The organism is Mesorhizobium sp. RSR380A, assembly GCF_054719385.1.
Genome location: NZ_JBTTIB010000001.1, coordinates 4,212,135 through 4,229,978 on the forward strand (window position 1 = coordinate 4,212,135; position 17,844 = coordinate 4,229,978).

A 17,844-nucleotide genomic window follows, 5' to 3' on the forward strand; every position below is an offset into this window, starting at 1 on the left:
GCGTCGGTGCTAGCCGCCGAGGCGGAAATATTTGGCGGTCGCCGAAAATGCCGAACTCCTGGCGCCGATCTCGTCGAGTATCCTGGGCAACAGCACCGAGGCCGGCGTCGGCGTTGTGAAGTCCGCCGCCTTAATGTCCTGCGGCCCGGTGATCACCATGATGATCTGCGGCAACGCCTTGCCAGCCGCCTTGTCGGCGGCGCCGAGCCCGATCGGGATCGAGAAGGTCGCCTTGTCGGCTTGTACGACAACATGGTCGTCGAGGTTGAAGGCGATGCCCCTGTGGTCGATCAGGAACACGCTCGACACCAGCCCGCCATGCGTCACCAGCGTGCCGTCGATCGGCGAGCCGTCCGGCACCGATGTCTGGTCGAGGACAAGCTGCGGCCTGTCGGCCGTGCTCGCGCCCATGAAACGCAGGAAGCCGGTGATCCCGCATTGCGGGGGCTGGATAAGGCGGACGCTGATATCCGGCTCGACATGGAACTTCGCCTGGAATTCCCCAAGCAACTGTTCGAAGGGTGGCACCGACGTGCCGAAGCCCTCGATCGCGACACCCTTGTCGGCGGCCGACGTCACCGTCGCAAAAAAACAGTCACCACCATTGAAGGCGCGTACCCAGGTGACCCGCTCCGCGGCCGCATCGGCCGGTGGCGGCACCTCCGGCTTGGGCACGTTCATGGCAATGTCGGGCTCTGCCGGCTTGTCGGCCTGCTCGCCGCTGGCGATATCGGGCCGGCTTGGGTTGGGCTCTGCGGTCGTTTCAGGCGCCTGCGTGTCCGGCTTGGGGGCCAGCGTGTCCGGCTTGGGCGCCTGCGCCTTGGGCTCGGGCGGTTGAGCGGTGGGTTGCGGCGCCGGTGCTGTGGGCGTGGGTGCCTGGGCCGTCGGTTCAGGTGTTTGCGTGGCCGGCGCTGTCGCCTTGGGCTCTACCGGCGGACTGACAGGCTCGGGGTTCTTCGCGGCATCGGACTGTGACGGGCCGGATGGCGGTTGCAGCGCGACGGTCTTGTCGGTTGGTGCGGCCGGCTGCGGGGCCGTAGCGCTCGACGCGACTGGCGGCGTCGGCTGCGGCTCGACCGGCGCTTTGGCCTGATCTTCAGCCGCAGTCTCCGCTGGTTGCGGCTGTGGCACCGTCTTCTTGGCCGGCGCAGTGTCCGGAACGGGCTTGTCAGCGACGATCGGCTTTGTCAGTTCGGGTTGGAGCGGCTTCCCGGTGTCGGTGACGCGAGGCCGGTCTCCGAATCCCACGATACCCGATGCATAGAGCCCTCCAAGCGATACCACGGCCACCGCCGACAGCACCGCGATCGTCAGATTTCTGCCTGTAGTAGCACGCTTCGGCAGTGTGCTTGCTCGCTTGGGAGTTTCAGCAGCCGGTTTCGGCTGCGACAGGTGCGCTGGGCGCACGTGCGGCACGAAAGACAGCTCCGCCGTGGCGCTTGGTGGGGCCGAACCGAAGCCTTGGGCCGGCGAGTCCCCGACCTTCGAGACAGGCCCTTCGGTCTGCCCGGTTCGCGGCAGACCGGGCCGGGGCGCGAGCGACGCCGGCGGCAAGGTCGCGTCGCTGTCGTCGCGCGTCAACCGGGCGATTTCGGCCATGCTGGCCGGTCGATCATCCGGGTCAGGCTGCAGCATCGCTTCGACGATGTCCCTGAAATCGGCATCGATGCCGGAGAGATCAGGGACGCTCCGCCGTTTTTCGACGATCTCGTATTGCGAGCCGCCCATATCGATCGGCTTGCCGCGCAGCGCCGCCGCCAGCACCAGCCCCAGGCTGTAGATGTCGGACTGTTCGCTGACCTCGCCGCCATAGAGCCCGAGCTGCTCGGGGGAGACGTAATTGTATTTTCCGGCAAACTTGCCGCCGATCAGCGTCTCGCCACCGACCGCGGCCGATCGCGCAATGCCGAAATCGATGATCTTTGCCCGCTCGACCCGGCCGCCCGGCAGGATGATGTTGTCGGGCGACAGATCGCGGTGGATGGCGCCGGCCTGGTGCACGGCGCTCAGGCCCGAGGCCAGCCGGTGGCACAGTTTGCGCACATCCGGAGTCGCCATCGCCCCGCCGCGCATGACGTCGTACAGCGACTGGCCGTCGACGAATTCCATCGCCAGATAGGGCCGCCCGATGCCGGGATCTATGGTGAAGACGTGGTAGCGCACGACCGCGTCATGCGACAGATGGTTGAGGATCGAGGCTTCCTTGCGAAACAGCGACAGGATCGTCTGATCGCGGGCGAATTCCGGCAGCACGATCTTGATCGCGACATGATCGCCGGTCTGGATGTTGTGGCCGCGATAGACTTCGCCCATGCCGCCCGACGCGATGCGTTCGTCGAGCTCGTAGATGCCGCTGAGCTGCGTGCCGACGCTGGTATCCGCCATGTTGGGCAATAGCCGGGTCTTGTCGTCGGAGCTCATCGGTCGCGGCCTTCTGCTCGGGACAGGCCATTGCCTTTGTCTCTGATCTTGACCAGAACGATGGTGACGTTGTCCGTGCCGCCGCGCTCAAGCACCATGGAAAGTAGCTTTTCGCAGGCAGCCTGCGGCGCTGCCGAGAGCACTGCAGCCGCAATCTCCGCGTCACTGACATGCGCCGTCAGGCCGTCCGTGCTGAGGATGAAAATGTCGCCGGCAAGGGTCTCTCCCTGCTGGAAGTCGATGGCGATTTCGTCGTTGACGCCGATGGCGCGGGTGATGACGTTGCGGCGCGGCCAGTTCTCCGCTTCGGCCGCGCTGATCGCGCCGCTGTCGAGCAGTTCCTGGACCTCGGTGTGGTCGCGCGAAATCTGCGAGATCGCGGCGTTGCGCACGAGATAGACGCGGCTGTCGCCCGACCACAGGCAGGCGAACCTGCCGTCCATGGCCAGCAGTGCGGCAACGGTGGAGCCGATGGTCACGCCGCGTGAGCGCGAAATCCGGCGGATCTCGGCATGCGCCCGGTTCAGCCGATCCTCAAAGCGGGCGCGCAGATCCGGCGCCGAACTGGCGATGCCGATCGTCGCCAGATGCTCGACAATGCTTGCCGAAGCGACTTCTCCGGCCTCGTGCCCGCCCATGCCGTCGGCCACCACCCAGAGGCCGATCCGCGGCTCGACCAGGAAGCTGTCCTCATTGTGGTCACGAACGCAGCCCTTGTGGCTCACGCCGTAGCTCTCAAAGGCGGCATCGTTCACTTGCCTACGCTCCGCAACGCCTTGGCTGACGTGCCTGGCCAGTCTGCCACAGCCCCATTCATTAGAGTATCGAAATCTAAGCCGCTGATGACGGACCGTGTGGTGCCGCCGCTGTCTCTGCGTCCTGCAATCGCTGGTCCTGCCATGCAATTCCCCATCAGAAAGCCTTCGGACAGCTGAACGCGGAAAGCGCCGGCAGCGTGAATGGGTTGCCGTCCTCCCCGGTCTTGATCGTGTAGGCGACATCCCGTCCGCCGATGACGAAATGCGCTTCGAAACTATCGCCATTGGCGGTGACCTGCCCCTTGTCCAGCAATCGTTTCAAAGCCCAGGGACCGTCGAACTTGATTGCGGACTCGCGGCCGGGCAGCTCCGGCGTCAGGCTGAGACTGGCCGAACCGGTCTTGCCCGGCCACGGAATCAGTCCCGGCGTGTTGCCGGCCTGGGTGGCCTGCAGCACCTGGCCGTCGATATTGAGCAGCGCCATGTCGGCATCGCCATGCAGCGACAGCGGCGTGAAGGTGATGTTGATCGACGGCACCGGCCCGCCGAGCGGAAAGAAAGCCGCGCGGATTTGTGCCGCGAGCTGAAAGTTCTTCAGCGTCGATTTCGCCAGATTGCGGCCGAACCTGGTGTCCTGCTTCCAGTCCCAGTCCTGGCCGCTCATGTCGACCAGCGACGCCAGGTTCTGCGCGAAGAACCGGTCGAGAACCCCGCCTGGAGAAAACAATCTGGCAAAATCCGCCATGGCGACATCGTCGGTACCGGCGGGGGCGAATGGAAAGCGCCCGGCAATCATCTCTTCGCACGGACGGCCGACGGTCTCCTCCAGCATCTCGTTGAGATGCGTGGTCGATGTTTCGGCGACGGTGCCCTCGAAATCGTCCGCCGCCGCGCTCACCATCCTGGCCAGCGCCTTCGGCAGCCGCGAGGCGTTGGCGCGTAGAGTCGATATCTGCAGCTGCAGATTGGCGTTGGCCTGGTCCGTCTGGGCGGGGACATCGGCGGCCAGCCGCACGCTCTGATAGATTTCGCGGAAATTCTGGGTCAGGGCGTCGAGCGGCCGCTGCCCCGGCGCCCCGGCCACCAAAGCCTGGAAAGACCGGAACTGGGCTTCGATGTTGGCGCCGGGATCCTGGTTCTGGGTGCTGACAAAGGCGGTCCCGGCCCTGCTCTGCGATTTGCGCGCCGCAATCTCGATGCCGATGCGGGCGAGGCCCTTGGCGCGCGCGGCGATTTCCTGGTCGCTGTCTTGAGACGGCGCAGCCGGATTGCGCTCTTGAGTCAAAGCTGTTTCGCGCGCGATCGCCTCGAACAGCTGCATCAGCGGCGAACTCGGTGATCCCGCTGCGGACAGCGCCAGATATTGCGGTTTGTCGGCGGCCATTGCCTTGAACTTCAACCTGTCGAGCACCTCGTTCCACGCCGCCGCAAAACTCTTGCCATAGCGGTCGAGAAGTTCCGAGCCGAGCTTGAGCAATTCCTGGTCGAAGCCGCCTTGCTCGCCGCTCGAGCCGATCACCCATTGATCGTCGACCAGCGCCTGCGCGCTCCTGGCAAGTTGCGCCAGATAGAAGTCGAAGCCGGCATGGGTGTAGAGACCGGGGACGCGAAGGCCGGCGAGATCGTTTCCGTCATTGCGCTCGAACAGCATCGGCGCTTCCGGGCCGGCTTGCGATGACACCGAAAAATCGTCCAGCGCCGCCGCATAGGTGGCCGACTGGATGAGAGCGGTGGCGCGATCGGCAAGGCTGATGCGGCCGAGCGAGCGCTGGGCGGATTCGACCAGCGTGCGGTTGAGTTCGAACGAGGGATCCTGGTCATCGTCGAGCGCCAGCATGGCGCGCAAATGCTTCTCCAGTTGCGCCCGGCCGTCGCGATTGTGGGCGCCGGGATAGCGGTTCTGTTCCCAGTCCCGCTTCAGCCAGGTGACGACCAGCTCGTCATCCACTTTCGGCGCCTTGCCGCCCAGCATCAGGTAAATCTTCAACGGCTCGTACAGCGCCATCGGATCGGCCATCCTGGCCTCGATCGTGCGTTCGAGCTGGAACAGCAGGCGCGAGCGGAACATCCGCTCCAGCCCCTGCCGGTAGGCAGTCTCGGAAGCCGAAAGGATACGCTCACGCTGGCTGAGGCCGAACGTCGCCGTGGCCGGGGTGGGCTGGTCTCTCGTATCGTAGCCGGCCGGCAGGCCGCGCAGCGCATCGAGCGCGCCGATGACGGTTTCGAGGTCGGCATCCAACACCGTCGTGCTGGCCAGCAGCGGCGCGGCTGTCGCGCGGTATTGGCCTGCCGCCTGGCCGGTCGCGGCGACCAGCGATTTGTTGGTCGTAAAGCTCAGGCCGAGAACGCCAAGCGCGGCGATCGCTATCGCCGCGATCGCTGTCAGGCCGGCGTAGCGGGCGATCGCAACGCGCCTGTCGGCCGCCCTGTCATAGGACACCCAGCCGGACTCGGCGAAAATGACGCGGCTCAACAGATCGTGCAGGAAGAAGCTTTTGCCGGTGCCGGAAAGATGCGCCTGGGCACTCCTGCCGAAACTGCGGCCTATGCTGCCCAGCAACTGGTCGATCGGCGTGCCTTCCTGCGTGCCGGAAGAAAAATACAGGCCGCGCAGGGGGGCGTTCAGCTGCTTGCGCGTCGGCTCGAAAACGCCCTCGAGGAAATGCACGATCCGGCCTTTCAGCGCGCCGAGCTGCGCGGCGAAGCCGAAAATGGCGATGCGCGCGACCGGATCGGTCTCCGCCTGCAGCCGCTCGCTCATCTCTTCGGTCAGGCGCTTCACCAGCGCGTCGAATTCGGCTGGCGCTTCCGCGACCATGTTCAGGCCGCGCTCGGCGGTCTGGAAGGTCGCGCCCCACACCTTGCGCCGGCGTGCTTCGTCGAAACCGCCGAAATATTCCATGAATCCGGAGACCAGGTCGGCCTTGGTGAACAGCACATAGACGGGAAAGCGGACCTTCAGGACCTCGTGGATTTCCTGCAGGCGGCTGCGGATCTCGGCGACGCGGGCCGCCTGCTCGCTGTCCGCCATCAGATCGGAAAGGCTGATCGCCAGGATGACGCCATTGATCGGCTGGCGCGTCCGGTGCCGCTTGAGCAGCGACAGGAACGCCAGCCAGCTTTTGCTGTCGGTCCGTGCATGGGAATCCTGCGTCGTGTAGCGCCCGGCCGTGTCGATCAGCACCGCCTCGTCGGTGAACCACCAGTCGCAATTGCGCGTACCGCCGACACCCGCCACCGGCTGCGCCTGGCCCGACCCGGCCAGCGGAAAGTTCAGGCCGGAATTGACCAGCGCGGTGGTCTTGCCGGCGCCCGGCGGGCCGATGACGATGTACCAGGGGACGTCGTAGAGGAAGTTGCGCTTGCCGCTCGACTGCCTGAGCGTCGCGACCGCTTCGTTCATGCGAGCTTCCAGCACCTTTGCATCGCTGCCGTCATCCTCGGCGCTGGCCATGGCGGCCTCCAGCGCCTTCTGCGCCTTGCGCCTGCGCCGGAACCGGACTGCGTAGATGATCGCCACCGTTCCGACGACGATGCCGATGATCGCTGCCCGCAGCCAGATGGGATCCAACGGCCGGGCGCCGGCGAAGCGGATCAACGGGCCCGCGAACCAGACCGCGGCGGCAAAGCCGGCGAGCGCGAGCGCGCTGAAGATGCGCAGCAGCCAGCCGGTCACAGCGTCTCCTCCCGCGGGATCATCACATCGACACGGCGGTTTTTGGCCCGGCCCTCCGGCGTTGCATTGTCGGCGATGGGTTCGTCCTCGCCCTTGCCTTCGACCTTCGTCCGCGACGGATCGCTGAAATGCGCGGCGATCATCTTTTCGACCGACTGGGCGCGGGCGACGGAGAGGTCGAAATTCGATTTGAAGGCGCTGGTCTTCTTCGGCTTGACGTTGTCGGTGTGGCCGACGATCCGGATCGGCCCGCGCTCCGCATCGAGAGCCGCCGCGATGCTGGTGGCCACCGGCTCGAATTCCGGCTTTACCTCGGCTCGTCCGGACTGGAACAGCAGGGCGTTGCTGATTTCAACGATGATGAAATCGCCCTTGGTGCCGACGCTGACGCCGCCGCCTTCGATCTCCTTGGCCAAGGCAGTGCGGATGCGATCGACCTGCGCAATCGTCGTTGGCGCTGCGACGACTTTCACCTCCTCGGTCAGCGGCACGAAACCGGTGCGCTCGATGGTGACCGGCGTCGCCGGATTGAGCGCCAGCAACTCGCCGGCAACAGCCTCGCCATCATTGGTGATGAGCACGCGCAGCGTGAAAAAGGCTGCGGTCAAAACTGCCGCGGTTGCAGCGGCTATGGCCCAGAGCGGAACCCGCCTGGAGCCTTGCGCCGATGTGACCGACAAGCCTTGCCAGCGCGGCGAAATGTCGTCGTCACCGAGGACGCGGAAATAGGCTGATGTCTCGTAGGCGTCGCGGCGGACCCGTTCGAGGCTCTCGCGCGGCTGGCCGCGATACTGGCCTTCGAAGCCAAGCGACAGGCAGACATGCATCAGCTCGATGAGATTGCGATGAGGTTCCGGCGTCGCCAGCACCGTGTTCAGCGCCTGGAAAAAACCGGCGCCGGTGGGTTTGACCTGGAAGAAGCGCTGCAGCATGGCGTGCTGCGCCCACGCATCCCGGCTGGAACCGGGCAGATTGGCGACGATATCGTCGGCGGTTTCGCAAAGCACATAGCTGGCGATGCGCGCATCCTCTTCCGAGGTATCGGTCCTGGCGATCTTGCGGTCGAAATCCTCGATCAGGCCGGCGACATGCTGCGCCAGCGGCTCGGCCGGTCTTTCGACAGCCATCAGCCGCAGATGCCCAAGCAGTATCAGCAAGGGCGCCGCGGCAGCGACGATCGGGTTGGCCGCGCCATAATCGACGGCATCGCTGGCGCCGAGCAGCGCATCCCATGGCGTTTTCCCCGCCGTCCCGGCTGAGCCGTGAACGGGCGGATCGGCCGGCGCGTTGGCGAAGGGCGTTCCCTGATAGATCACCGTCCCCGTGACGTCGGACGGCGGCTGGCGGCCGGCGTTGGGATCGAAAACCGTGGGTTCCGGGACGCTGGCAGGGGCGATCACCGTACTGCCGGGGGCCGGCGCATCGCGGGCGAGAACCGTCTTTTGCTTGCGGCCGGGATTGGGGCGGCTGGGGCGGATGACGGTTTTGCCGGTCGGATCGAAAGGATCATCCTTCGAGCTCATCGCCGATCCCTGCCTCTACGCCCGCGCGCCGCGACGCACAGCGCCATGTCCGCGCAAACGCGGACCGCAGGACGCTATCTCGCCGTGACATGACATGTGCCGCAGACCCCCGAGGTCGACCAACCGTACCCGCGTGCTCAATCGTCGTATGTGATCGTAGTCTCAGAAGGTTGCGATGGAAACCCGGCGCAATTTTGGTGGCCGGCCCGTGCTCGGGTCGCCTTCACGGTGTCTTCAGCGGTGCGCGGGCTTAGCCCTTGCCGGTCTTCTGTTTGGCGGCCTTGGCATAGGCTTCACTGAAATAGGTGAGGAATATGTCCAGCATGCCGTTCTCGTGCGCTTCCTCCTTGGCCCGCCAGGTCGCGACCAGCGCGTCCCAGGCGCGCGTCTTCTTCGAGGCAAAGGAGGATGGCGGCAGTTTTTTCGCAATCGCCTCGGGCGACAGATCGTCAAGCAACCGCGACAGCGCTGCCTGCATGGCGGCGAAGGTGGCGAATTCATGTGTTTTGAGGTCGTGGAAAGCGTCTTCGATGCTGTGCCTGGCATCGAGATAGCCGGCCCTGCGCCGCGCGAACATGATGTCGAGGATTTCGTCTGTCCCGGGCACGAACTTCAGCGGATTGTTGTCGGCGGAATTGATCATGGTCCGGTCGCTGGTCTTGGCCAGGACTTTTGCAGCGGCGCGCGCCTTCAACAGCAACACCAGCTCGTCGACGACGATGCGCAGCACCGCGCCGATCTCGCCGGCTACCTCCTGCGGTTGGCGCAGCAAAAGCACCTCTGGCGGAATGCCGGCGCCGGCGGCAATCGCGCGCAGGATCTCGTCGGCTTGCTGCGGCCGTCTGGAGACCGAAGCGGGTGGCGCGGTCGGTGACCGTGGCGATGCGACATGGTCTGGAAAGGATCCGGCAACGGGCATCTGCCGTTGCGTCGAACCATGGCCACCGAAGGCTGGGTTCCCGTCATCGATCGACACCGAGACGATATAGCGGCCGATCCGGAGCCGGTCACCTTGCGCCAACCGATGCGGGCCGGTCAGGCGCTGGCTCGACCCGTTGACGAATGTGCCGTTGCGCGAGACGTCGTGGAGAAAAAAGGCGCCGCCTTCGTAGCGGATTTCGCAATGTCGGCCGGAGATGAACTTGTCCGGATCGGGCAAGGTCCAGGCGCAGTTCTCCCGCCCGATCTCGAAGCCGCGGTCGCGCGATGCGTAGCCGGGCGGCAGCCCGGCAGGCAGGACATCGACATTGCTGATCTGCAGACTGATGAACATGCGCTATGGACCGTCGACCGCTGCCGTTTCCATTGATCCGATGTGCCACAGTCTAGCAGCTTGCGGGCACAGCGGGAGAGCGGCGTTTCACACTGGCGAAAGCGGCGCAAACAGCAACGGCCTGCCGCTTGTCCTCTTTGGTCTGCCATAGAACATGTGGTAGGCTCAACATGGCTTGGGTGGCAAGTTGCGAAATATCCCTGAACGTGAGGTCGTTAACACAAGAAGGGCTTCGAACCTGCCACACTAGCGCTCAGGAGGGGCACGACCCATGCCGAGTGAACAACGCGCCGCGCTTGTGCAGACGCCGGTCGGCGCCGAACTGTTGACTTTCACGCATCTCGTCGGCCGCGACGAGATCAGCCGCTGCCTTGCCTACACCGTTGGATTTGTTTCGACCAATGCCGATATCGACCCGCTGAAGATGCTGGGCGGCGCCGTTTCGATCGAAGGCGAGGCCGACCCCAAGCGCTGGTTCAGCGGCCTCATCGCCGAGTTTCGCCTTACCCGCATCGAAGATCGGCTGGCTCACTATGAGGCGGTCGTCAGGCCGTGGCTGTGGTTCCTCGGCAATACCACCGACTGCCGCATTTTCCAGGACAAGACCGCCGTCGAGATGGTGGAGGAGATTTTCTCCAAATATGGCGGCATCGCCAAGTTCGAGAAGCGCTTGCAAGGCTCCTATCCGCCGCGCGAATATTGCGTGCAGTACGACGAGAGCGACCTCGATTTCGTGCAGCGGCTGCTCGAGCATGAAGGCATAATGTACTTCTTCGAGCATGCCGAGGGTGAGCACACACTGATCCTGGCCGACGCCATGAGCAAGCTCAAGCCGGCGCCGGGCTATGAGACGGTGCTATATCAGTTCGAAGGGCAGGGCTCGCGCCGCGACGTCGAATACATCACCGACTGGATTCCAGGCAGCGCGGTGCGCCCCGGCGCCTATGCCCACACCGATTATGACTTCGAAAAACCCGCCGCCGATTTGATGGCGAAGTCGGCGCAGCCCTTCGGCCACAAGCAGGCCGCGGGCGAGAACTATCGCCACCCCGGCGCGCATCTGGAAGTCGGGCGCGGCGACAGCCTGGCGGCGATCAGGCGCGAAGAAATCCAGGCGCCACACCTGCGCATTGCCGCCGTCGGCACGGTGCGCGGCCTGTTCTCCGGCTGCACCTTCAAGCTCGACGGCTTTCCGCGCGACGACCAGAACAAGGAGTATCTGGTGATCAGCGCCGAGTACCGGCTGTTCGATCCGGGCTATCGCGCCGGCGTCGACACCGATGGCGAGAATTTCAAGGTGGTGCTCGGTGTGGCGCCGACCTCAGTTGCTTATCGGCCGCCGCGCATCACGCCAAGGCCGATCATGCGCGGGCCGCAGACGGCGACCGTGGTCGGTCCGTCCGGCGAGGAGATCTTCACCGACAAATATGCCAGGGTGAAGGTGCAGTTCCACTGGGACCGCCTCGGCAAGAAGGACCAGAAGAGCTCCTGCTTCGTGCGGGTGTCGCAGACCTGGGCCGGCAGCGGCTGGGGCTTCATCCAGATCCCGCGCATCGGCCAGGAAGTGATCGTCGATTTCATCGAAGGCAATCCCGACCTGCCGATCATCACCGGCAGGGTCTACAACGCCTCGCAGATGCCGCCTTACGGGCTGCCGGGCAACGCCACGCAATCGGGCTGGAAGTCCAACTCGTCGAAGGGCGGTGGCGGCTACAACGAGCTGATGTTCGAGGACAAGGCCGGCTCGGAGCTGGTCAACTTCCAGGCGCAGAAGGACCACCACCTTCTGATCAAGAATGATCGCAAGAAGCTTGTCCAGCACGACCAGTCCGACCGCATCGACCACGACGCCAAGCACTCCGTCGGCCACAACCTCGACGAGGACGTCGGCAACAACAAGACGGTCAAGGTCGGTGTCGACCAGACGACGAATATCGGGTCGAACGACACCGAGACGGTCGGCAAGAACCGCTCACTGAGGGTGGGGGCCAATGAGACGATCAACATCGGCTCGAACTCCACCGAGACCATAGGTGCCAACCACACCCAGACGGTTGCAATCGTCCAGACAGTGACCGTTGGCGCGGCCCGGGTCGATTCGGTCGGAGCATCCGAGACCCGAACTGTGGGCGGTCCGCAGACGAACACGATCGGTGCGACGCGGTCGGTCACCGTAGGTGCTGCGCAGAGCCACGATATCGGCGCGGCTGATAGCTGGAACATCGCGGCGGCGCAAAGCGTCAATGTTGGCGCCGATCAGAGTTTCACCATCGGCGGGGCACAGTCGTCGCAGATCGGCAAGGGCAGGTCGGCAAAAATCGCTGCGGACGACGCAACCGATGTCGGCGGCGGGCACGCGCTCAAGGTCGGCAAAGGCAGCGGAATCCAGATAGCCGAAGACAGTGTGATCAAGGTCGGCAAGAATCTGATGATCGAGGCGGCCGACTCGATCACGCTCAAATGCGGTTCGGCCTCGATCACGATGAAAAAGGATGGCACCATTGTCGCTGATGGGAAGGATATTACCCTCAAGGGCAGCGGCAAGATCACCGTCAAGGCCGACGGCGAGGTGATCGTCAAGGGCAGCACGATCAACAACAATTGAGGGCATCATCATGGAAGTGCTGGAGCGTATCGACGGCGTCGTGATCGGCCTGCTGATCGGCTTCCAAGGCGGGGCGCCGCTGGTTGTCTTCGTCGGCAATCCGCGCGAGACCGCGATAGCGGCGCGCAGCCTGACGGAGCTGGACGTTTCGGCCGTCGGATCCGAACTGGCTTTGCTTTTCGAGGGCGGCGACCCGGCGCGGCCGCTGGTGGTCGGGCGCATCGTCGATCCTGCGCCCCGCGGCAGGAGCCTCGAAGTCGTCCGCGACGGCGAACGTGTCGTCATCAACGGCGATGAGCGCATTGAACTGCGCTGCGGCCTGGCATCGATCATTCTGGAGAAGAATGGACGCGTGACCATTCGTGGCACCCAGTTGACCAGCCAGGCCAGTGGCACCAACCGCATCCGCGGCGGGGCCGTGCATCTTAACTGAGGCATTGCCGATGCACAGCATCGCGACCATTGCGGCGATCGTGGACCAACACGCCGAGGACGCGGCGTTCCTGTGGCTTCGACGTCGTCTGGAGATCGACGGTCCAATCCTCGACGAGACCGATATCGGCCGCATCGACCAGCGTCTCGAAGCCAATCTCGAAGGGCTCATGGCAGCCGGCAAGGCCGGTTGGGAAGCTGCTCAAGCGCGCTTCGCCGACTACGCCGAACCGGGCGAGATTTTCGTGCTTGGCACTCTGGCAATGCGTTGGAGCGATGCCAAATTGGTGACCTCTGCAATCGACGCGGGCGCAAGCCTAGGTGACGCCGGCATATCGAGCCTGTCTGCCGCGATCGCGCGCACGCCGGGCGAAAACCTGCGCCCGTTCGTGGCGCAGTGGCTGGACACGCGCGACGCGCGGCTGCGCTGTCTTGGGCTATCTGCGCTCTGGCATCATCGCGTCGATCCGGGACAGCGCCTGCATGATCTGGCCAGCCATTCCAATGCGAACGTGCGTTGGCGCGCCGTCCGGCTCGCCGGCGTGCTCAGGCGGCGCGACCTGCTTCCGGAAGTCCTGGCTGGGCTTGACGGCGAGACAACGAAAGAACGTCTTGCGGCCGCCTTCGCTGCTTGCCTGCTTGGCGAGGCTCGGTCCACGCACTCGGTGATCGACAAGATCGTGCTGACGGAGACGGACCATGCGCAGGCGGCGATCGAGTTGCGCCTGCTGACGACGCCGCCGAAGGCCGGCAAGGCCTGGCTGCAATCACGTCTCGGACAGCCTGTCTTGCGCATCGCGGCCACGGCATCGATCGGGCTGCTCGGCGACCAAGCGGTGGTGCCGTGGCTGATCGAGAAGATGCGCGAGCCGGAACTGGCATCCGCAGCGGGTGCAGCACTTCGCGATCTGTTCGAGGTGGACTTCGGCGACACCGACCTTTTCGTTGCCGATCCAGCTGTTCTTGGCGAGGGCTTTGCCCAACTCGACGACAGCTCGCTGCCGGCCGCCGATCGCGTCGAAGCATGGTGGGACGAAGGGCGCGGCGGGCGCAACCATCGTCTGTTCCGTTCGATGCGCAGGCTCAGGGTGGATGCGTTGCGCGCGGCAATCGCCACGCCCGAGGCGCCGCTGGCAGACTGGCGCAGGACACGCAAGTTCCCGGCGTGGATGTGATCGCTTTCGCCGAGGGAAGGCTTGTCCCTCCGTTCAGCGTTGGCGGAGGTCGGTAAGCGCGATCGCCGACCGGTTGCCACCCTCGGATGCAAGCTCGCAGGCTGCGACGCGGCCCGGCGCGTAACCGCATATAAAACTGTCGGCCGCCAGCATCAGAACAAGTGCCGCACTAGCGGCTCCAATGTCGCCGACCGTCATCGCAGGGTAGGCTGTCGGGAATATCTCGCGGTGCGTGCGGTAGAAGCGCGAGCGACCGACCAGTTGTTCGAGCCCGCTGTACCGTTCCCCGTTTCCATTGCTGACAAGGAACTCGATATCGGGTTCCTTGGGTCCGGACCCGCTGAAGGCAGCAAGCAGCGAAGCCACCATCGCACGGCCTTGACTCTGGCGTTCGGAAAGAACGCTGTCGATCTCTTGAGCCAGGCCCGCCCCGCAAATCATTGCAGCCGGCCCGCTCCCCGGCGCTCGCGTCAGGCGCACGAAGACAGCGCCCTCGCCAGGGACTGCCCCTTGAGCATTGTTTTCGGATTTCAGACGATTGGCTCGCATCAAGCGCGTAATGTCGGTCCCGTTGACGAGGCTGTCCACACCACCCAGCAGCACCTGCGCGACGGTCCCGGATTCTAGCATGTCGCCGGCATAGTCGAGCAGTCCGGCGCTGGCTGCGGCACCGCCGTCAAATACGCGCGAGCCGGCATTGAAGCGCAGGCCGCATCGCTCGAAAATGGCATTCAAAAGGCGCCCCCGCTCGACCTCTTCATACGCCGGATGGTCGCGGAAACTCTCCGGCAGCGCGAGCAGAACAGCGGTCTGGTCCGGCGTTGCCTTGTTGTCGAGCATCGCCTCCTTGAGAGCGCGGGCGCCCATGCTGGCGAGCCATACCCCGTCATTGCGTCGCAGGCCCGCCTTGGCTGGAATGCGTGCCACGATCTGTGTGGTGGGAAACGGCTCTGAAAGAGGCACCTCCTGAAATGCTGACAGGTTGGCGCGAATGGCTGAGATGGTCTGGCGCGCGTTCAATCCAGCAGGCGTGACGGCGCCACCAACCGAGATGTAGAGCGGCCGCTTCACGGCTGCCACGCCGAGCGATCGCGCAGGGCCCCGTCGCCGCCGAGAAGATTGAGATAGAGTTTTCGCTTGCGGCGCGCATTGATCCAAACAGGAGAAATGTGGCCGAAGGCGATTTCCCGCAGCGCCGGCACGTTGCGCCGGATTACCACTGCCAAACGAGCCTTAAGGGTCACGCGCTTCAAGTCAGGCTCGATGAGCACGGTGTCAGGCTTGAACGCGTTTTCTTCTACACGATCGTCATAAATGAGCCGAAGCGGGGCCGTGATGCGCGGCAGGCGGAAATCCCATCTGCCCGAAGCCGTCATGCCGATCACCGTGATATCCTCGCCGTTGCCGATGCCGGCCATCTGCTGATCGGCTGGGGCGCACATATAATGCCGCGTGTCGAAGTCTTTGGGAGCGAGCGGCCATTGGGATTCGAGCCAAGCCTTGTCGTAGGTTCCGGCGAAAGCCAGGCGCGGTTGCCAGCCCCGGCCAATCGTCCCGAATCCCGCCGGCCTCAGGGATTCCCCAGGTCGGGCTTGCGCTTCGCCCGGATACATGACGTTGGGCGCCTCGGTTCTGACCGCAGGATCTGCAGACCGGGTGTTATGGTACCCCACGCCGACTGGGTTGCGCTGGTCCGTGCGCAAGTCTTCCAAAGTGCCGCCATAGGTGCGTTCATAGACGATCGGCATGGTCCGGAAAGGCGCCGGTGCGCTGTAGCCGCCGGAGTCGTAGATCCGGTCCCCGACGACCTGCAATACCTTGCGGATCGAGTTACCGACACGCAGGCCAACCTGCATCTCGCGTACCGGCCTTCCATCCGGCGCGTGCGCGACGCCATTCACGATCACCTCGGCGCCAGGCTTGACGGGCGCGATGTCCGCTTCGTAGCGGGTCGATGAAAGGGCCGGATCGCCAAAAGGCTCATCGCCAAAGATCACCGGCACCTGTTCGGCCGCTGGCTGGAATTCCTTTCCTTCATCCGTCGCCGTGAAACTTGCCGATAGCATGACAATCAGAGTTTCTTGGCCGTCAGCATTCAATTGGACGTGCGTCGCGGCGGCGAAGGGTGTCCTGTTTTCCAGCCAGACATCGAAGGCCATCGTTCAGCACCACCGGCCGTTTTCATCAAGCCCGATCGGCCAATAGGGCATGGCCGTCAGCAGTTCTACATATTCCTTGTTGCCTTCATCGACGACCCATTGCAGCAGGAACACCTCAGGCGCGAGGCGGTCGGCCGCGGGCAGCGTTTCCCCCACCGCAACGCATCGCAGCCAGTATTCCCGCACGAGCCACACCACCGCCGGATGATTCGCCGGGCCGGCCGCTGCATCATCCAGCTGGGCCGTGATCGCTTGATTGACGGTCAGGCCGCCATCGACCAGTTCGTCGAGGCCAGCTTCCCAGATCTCGGAAGCCACCTCGAACGTCTCCTGCAAGTCAGCGAGGTAGGCCTTGAACAGGGACCTATAGGCAGCAGAGGCCTCGCGGCGCGAAAGGCGAATTCCATGATCGGGACCGACAACGTCCTGGGGTGCGTTGAGAAGCCGGTTCAGGCCGAGTTCGACACTATGATCAATCCGCATTGCCATCTTCTTCTAGCCTCAGCACATTTCGAGAGATGGATCCTCGCCGATCGGGACATAGACGAAGTACTTGAAGTACTTGAATAGTTCCGTGTCGTATTCGGACATCATTTCGACCAGCAGCAGATTGGGCGGCACGGGACCGCTGGCGTCCGCTTCGTCGCCATCCTCACCCCAGTTCGATTCATCGTCCTCGTCGTCATCATCGGTCTGTCGGGCGTACCGTTCAAGGTTCAGGCCATGAACCTTGAAGTAGTGCTTGCGGTAGATCGCCAGAATCCGTGGATGGGCCACCAGCCCGGCGGGCCAATGCAGATTGGCTATGTTCTCACCGGAGGCGTTCAGGCGCTGCTGCAGTGCGCCCCACCATTCCTCGATCGCCGGCATGACGGCGTGGAGCTCTGCGGTCCACGCATCGATTATCGCCGTATAGTCAGCGTCGAGATCGGCAAAACCCGTTGCACTCATCGCCTAGATCCCCCGAGCGTTCATGAACTTCCTAATCGCCTTGTTGTCCACCTTCGACTGCCGGCCCGGCTGGCTGTTGCTGTGGCTGGAGCAATGCGGCCTGACGTAAAGCGCTTTCATCGCATCCTTGAAGCCTTGTGGGACGATCTCTATATTGCATCCACCCGCGTACCACGCTGCCTTCTGCGTCGGCTGGTGATCGGCGATCAGCGGGGCTTCCTTCCCCGAAATTTGCCGGTTGACCTTGGCCTCCAGTCGCTTGATCGCGGTCTTGTTCTTGCCGGTCGTGCGTTTCTTCAACCTGTCAAGGTTACGTTTGCATTCCCAGCATGGCCGGTTCTGAACCTTGGCTTTCTGCGGGCCTGTTGGCTGGGTGTAATGATCGTCGTAGCAATAATCGGTCGTGCATTTCTTCTTCTCTTTCACCAGAAGAGCATTGCGGAAGTTGACCAAGGCGGCGGTATCGATGGTGTTCGGGAGTGGACTTGCCGTGTTCTGCTCCATGGTGTCGCCATGGCGGCAGACACCCTTACCCTCCACCTTGACGACGAACGACCAGAGCTTGAACACTCCCTTGCCCTTGATCTTGTGCGTTATGACCCCCGCGCCGAGGCCTTGGGTGGCCGGCTCGTTGCCGGTGCTGGTCGCAACCTCCGACGAGCTTTCGAGCGCGGTCGGATTGCCTTCGATCTTGACGCTCTTACTGCCTTTGGTGAGATCGCTGGAAGACAGCATGTTGACGTATGGAACCGGAACCGGGCCTGCCGGCGGGGAAGGCGGGCTCAAGCACACATCTCCCGGCGCCACGCCCTTGCCGCCGCTTCCTTTGTGGAAGAAGCCCATGCCTTCAGCAAAGACTGTGCTGCCCATC

13 protein-coding genes are annotated in these 17,844 nt (G+C 64.1%); 3 read left to right on the forward strand and 10 right to left on the reverse strand.

Features of this window, described 5'->3' with window-relative positions; all coding sequences use genetic code 11:
* Nucleotides 1–9 precede the first annotated feature (9 nt).
* The 5 genes from ACYG9Z_RS20260 to tagH form a co-directional block, all read right to left on the reverse strand.
* Nucleotides 10–2,421: a serine/threonine-protein kinase gene (locus ACYG9Z_RS20260; RefSeq protein WP_023751839.1), complete on the reverse strand. Its 2,412-nt coding sequence runs from the start codon at nt 2,419–2,421 to the stop codon at nt 10–12.
* Complete coding sequence (locus ACYG9Z_RS20265; RefSeq protein ID WP_023692196.1) at nt 2,418–3,176, reverse strand: PP2C family protein-serine/threonine phosphatase; 759 nt, start codon at nt 3,174–3,176, stop codon at nt 2,418–2,420. Before ACYG9Z_RS20265 ends, ACYG9Z_RS20260 begins: the two co-directional genes overlap by 4 nt.
* Before the next feature lie 157 nt (nt 3,177–3,333).
* Entirely contained in the window at nt 3,334–6,855 is a 3,522-nt protein-coding gene (tssM, locus tag ACYG9Z_RS20270; RefSeq protein ID WP_023751840.1) for a type VI secretion system membrane subunit TssM, read from the reverse strand.
* On the reverse strand, nt 6,852–8,378 hold the full coding sequence (gene tssL, locus ACYG9Z_RS20275; protein ID WP_023751841.1) for a type VI secretion system protein TssL, long form: 1,527 nt from the start codon (nt 8,376–8,378) through the stop codon (nt 6,852–6,854). The genes tssM and tssL overlap by 4 nt, the downstream gene beginning before the upstream one ends.
* A 250-nt stretch (nt 8,379–8,628) precedes the next feature.
* The gene (gene tagH / locus ACYG9Z_RS20280) at nt 8,629–9,651 is read right to left on the reverse strand and encodes a type VI secretion system-associated FHA domain protein TagH (protein WP_023682627.1); all 1,023 of its coding nucleotides are present in this window, start codon (nt 9,649–9,651) and stop codon (nt 8,629–8,631) included.
* A gap of 271 nt (nt 9,652–9,922) precedes the next feature.
* On the opposite strand from tagH, the gene ACYG9Z_RS20285 reads away from it, so the two are divergent.
* From ACYG9Z_RS20285 to ACYG9Z_RS20295, 3 genes are read left to right on the forward strand one after another with little or no spacing between them, the layout of a single operon-like run.
* On the forward strand, nt 9,923–12,256 hold the full coding sequence (locus tag ACYG9Z_RS20285; RefSeq protein WP_023751842.1) for a type VI secretion system Vgr family protein: 2,334 nt from the start codon (nt 9,923–9,925) through the stop codon (nt 12,254–12,256).
* 7 nt (nt 12,257–12,263) lie between these two features.
* Nucleotides 12,264–12,689, forward strand: coding sequence for a DUF6484 domain-containing protein (locus ACYG9Z_RS20290; RefSeq protein WP_023682625.1), 426 nt, complete (start codon nt 12,264–12,266; stop codon nt 12,687–12,689).
* A 10-nt stretch (nt 12,690–12,699) separates the two neighbouring features.
* Nucleotides 12,700–13,863, forward strand: coding sequence for a hypothetical protein (locus tag ACYG9Z_RS20295; RefSeq protein WP_023682624.1), 1,164 nt, complete (start codon nt 12,700–12,702; stop codon nt 13,861–13,863).
* A 33-nt stretch (nt 13,864–13,896) separates the two neighbouring features.
* On the opposite strand, the gene ACYG9Z_RS20300 is transcribed toward ACYG9Z_RS20295, so the two are convergent.
* Genes ACYG9Z_RS20300 through ACYG9Z_RS20320 form a run of 5 tightly spaced genes read right to left on the reverse strand, consistent with a single transcriptional unit; the run spans nt 13,897 to nt 17,843 of the window.
* Nucleotides 13,897–14,943: a hypothetical protein gene (locus tag ACYG9Z_RS20300; RefSeq protein WP_023751843.1), complete on the reverse strand. Its 1,047-nt coding sequence runs from the start codon at nt 14,941–14,943 to the stop codon at nt 13,897–13,899.
* Nucleotides 14,931–16,022: a DUF2169 family type VI secretion system accessory protein gene (locus tag ACYG9Z_RS20305; RefSeq protein ID WP_023751844.1), complete on the reverse strand. Its 1,092-nt coding sequence runs from the start codon at nt 16,020–16,022 to the stop codon at nt 14,931–14,933. The genes ACYG9Z_RS20300 and ACYG9Z_RS20305 overlap by 13 nt, the downstream gene beginning before the upstream one ends.
* A 3-nt stretch (nt 16,023–16,025) precedes the next feature.
* Nucleotides 16,026–16,505, reverse strand: a complete 480-nt coding sequence (locus tag ACYG9Z_RS20310; protein ID WP_023682621.1) for a hypothetical protein — start codon at nt 16,503–16,505, stop codon at nt 16,026–16,028.
* Nucleotides 16,506–16,523: 18 nt separating this feature from the next.
* Entirely contained in the window at nt 16,524–16,973 is a 450-nt protein-coding gene (locus ACYG9Z_RS20315; protein WP_023682620.1) for a hypothetical protein, read from the reverse strand.
* Nucleotides 16,974–16,976: 3 nt separating this feature from the next.
* Nucleotides 16,977–17,843 (reverse strand): DUF4150 domain-containing protein, encoded by an 867-nt coding sequence (locus ACYG9Z_RS20320; protein ID WP_023682619.1) that lies wholly within the window; start codon nt 17,841–17,843, stop codon nt 16,977–16,979.
* Nucleotide 17,844: the final 1 nt, after the last annotated feature.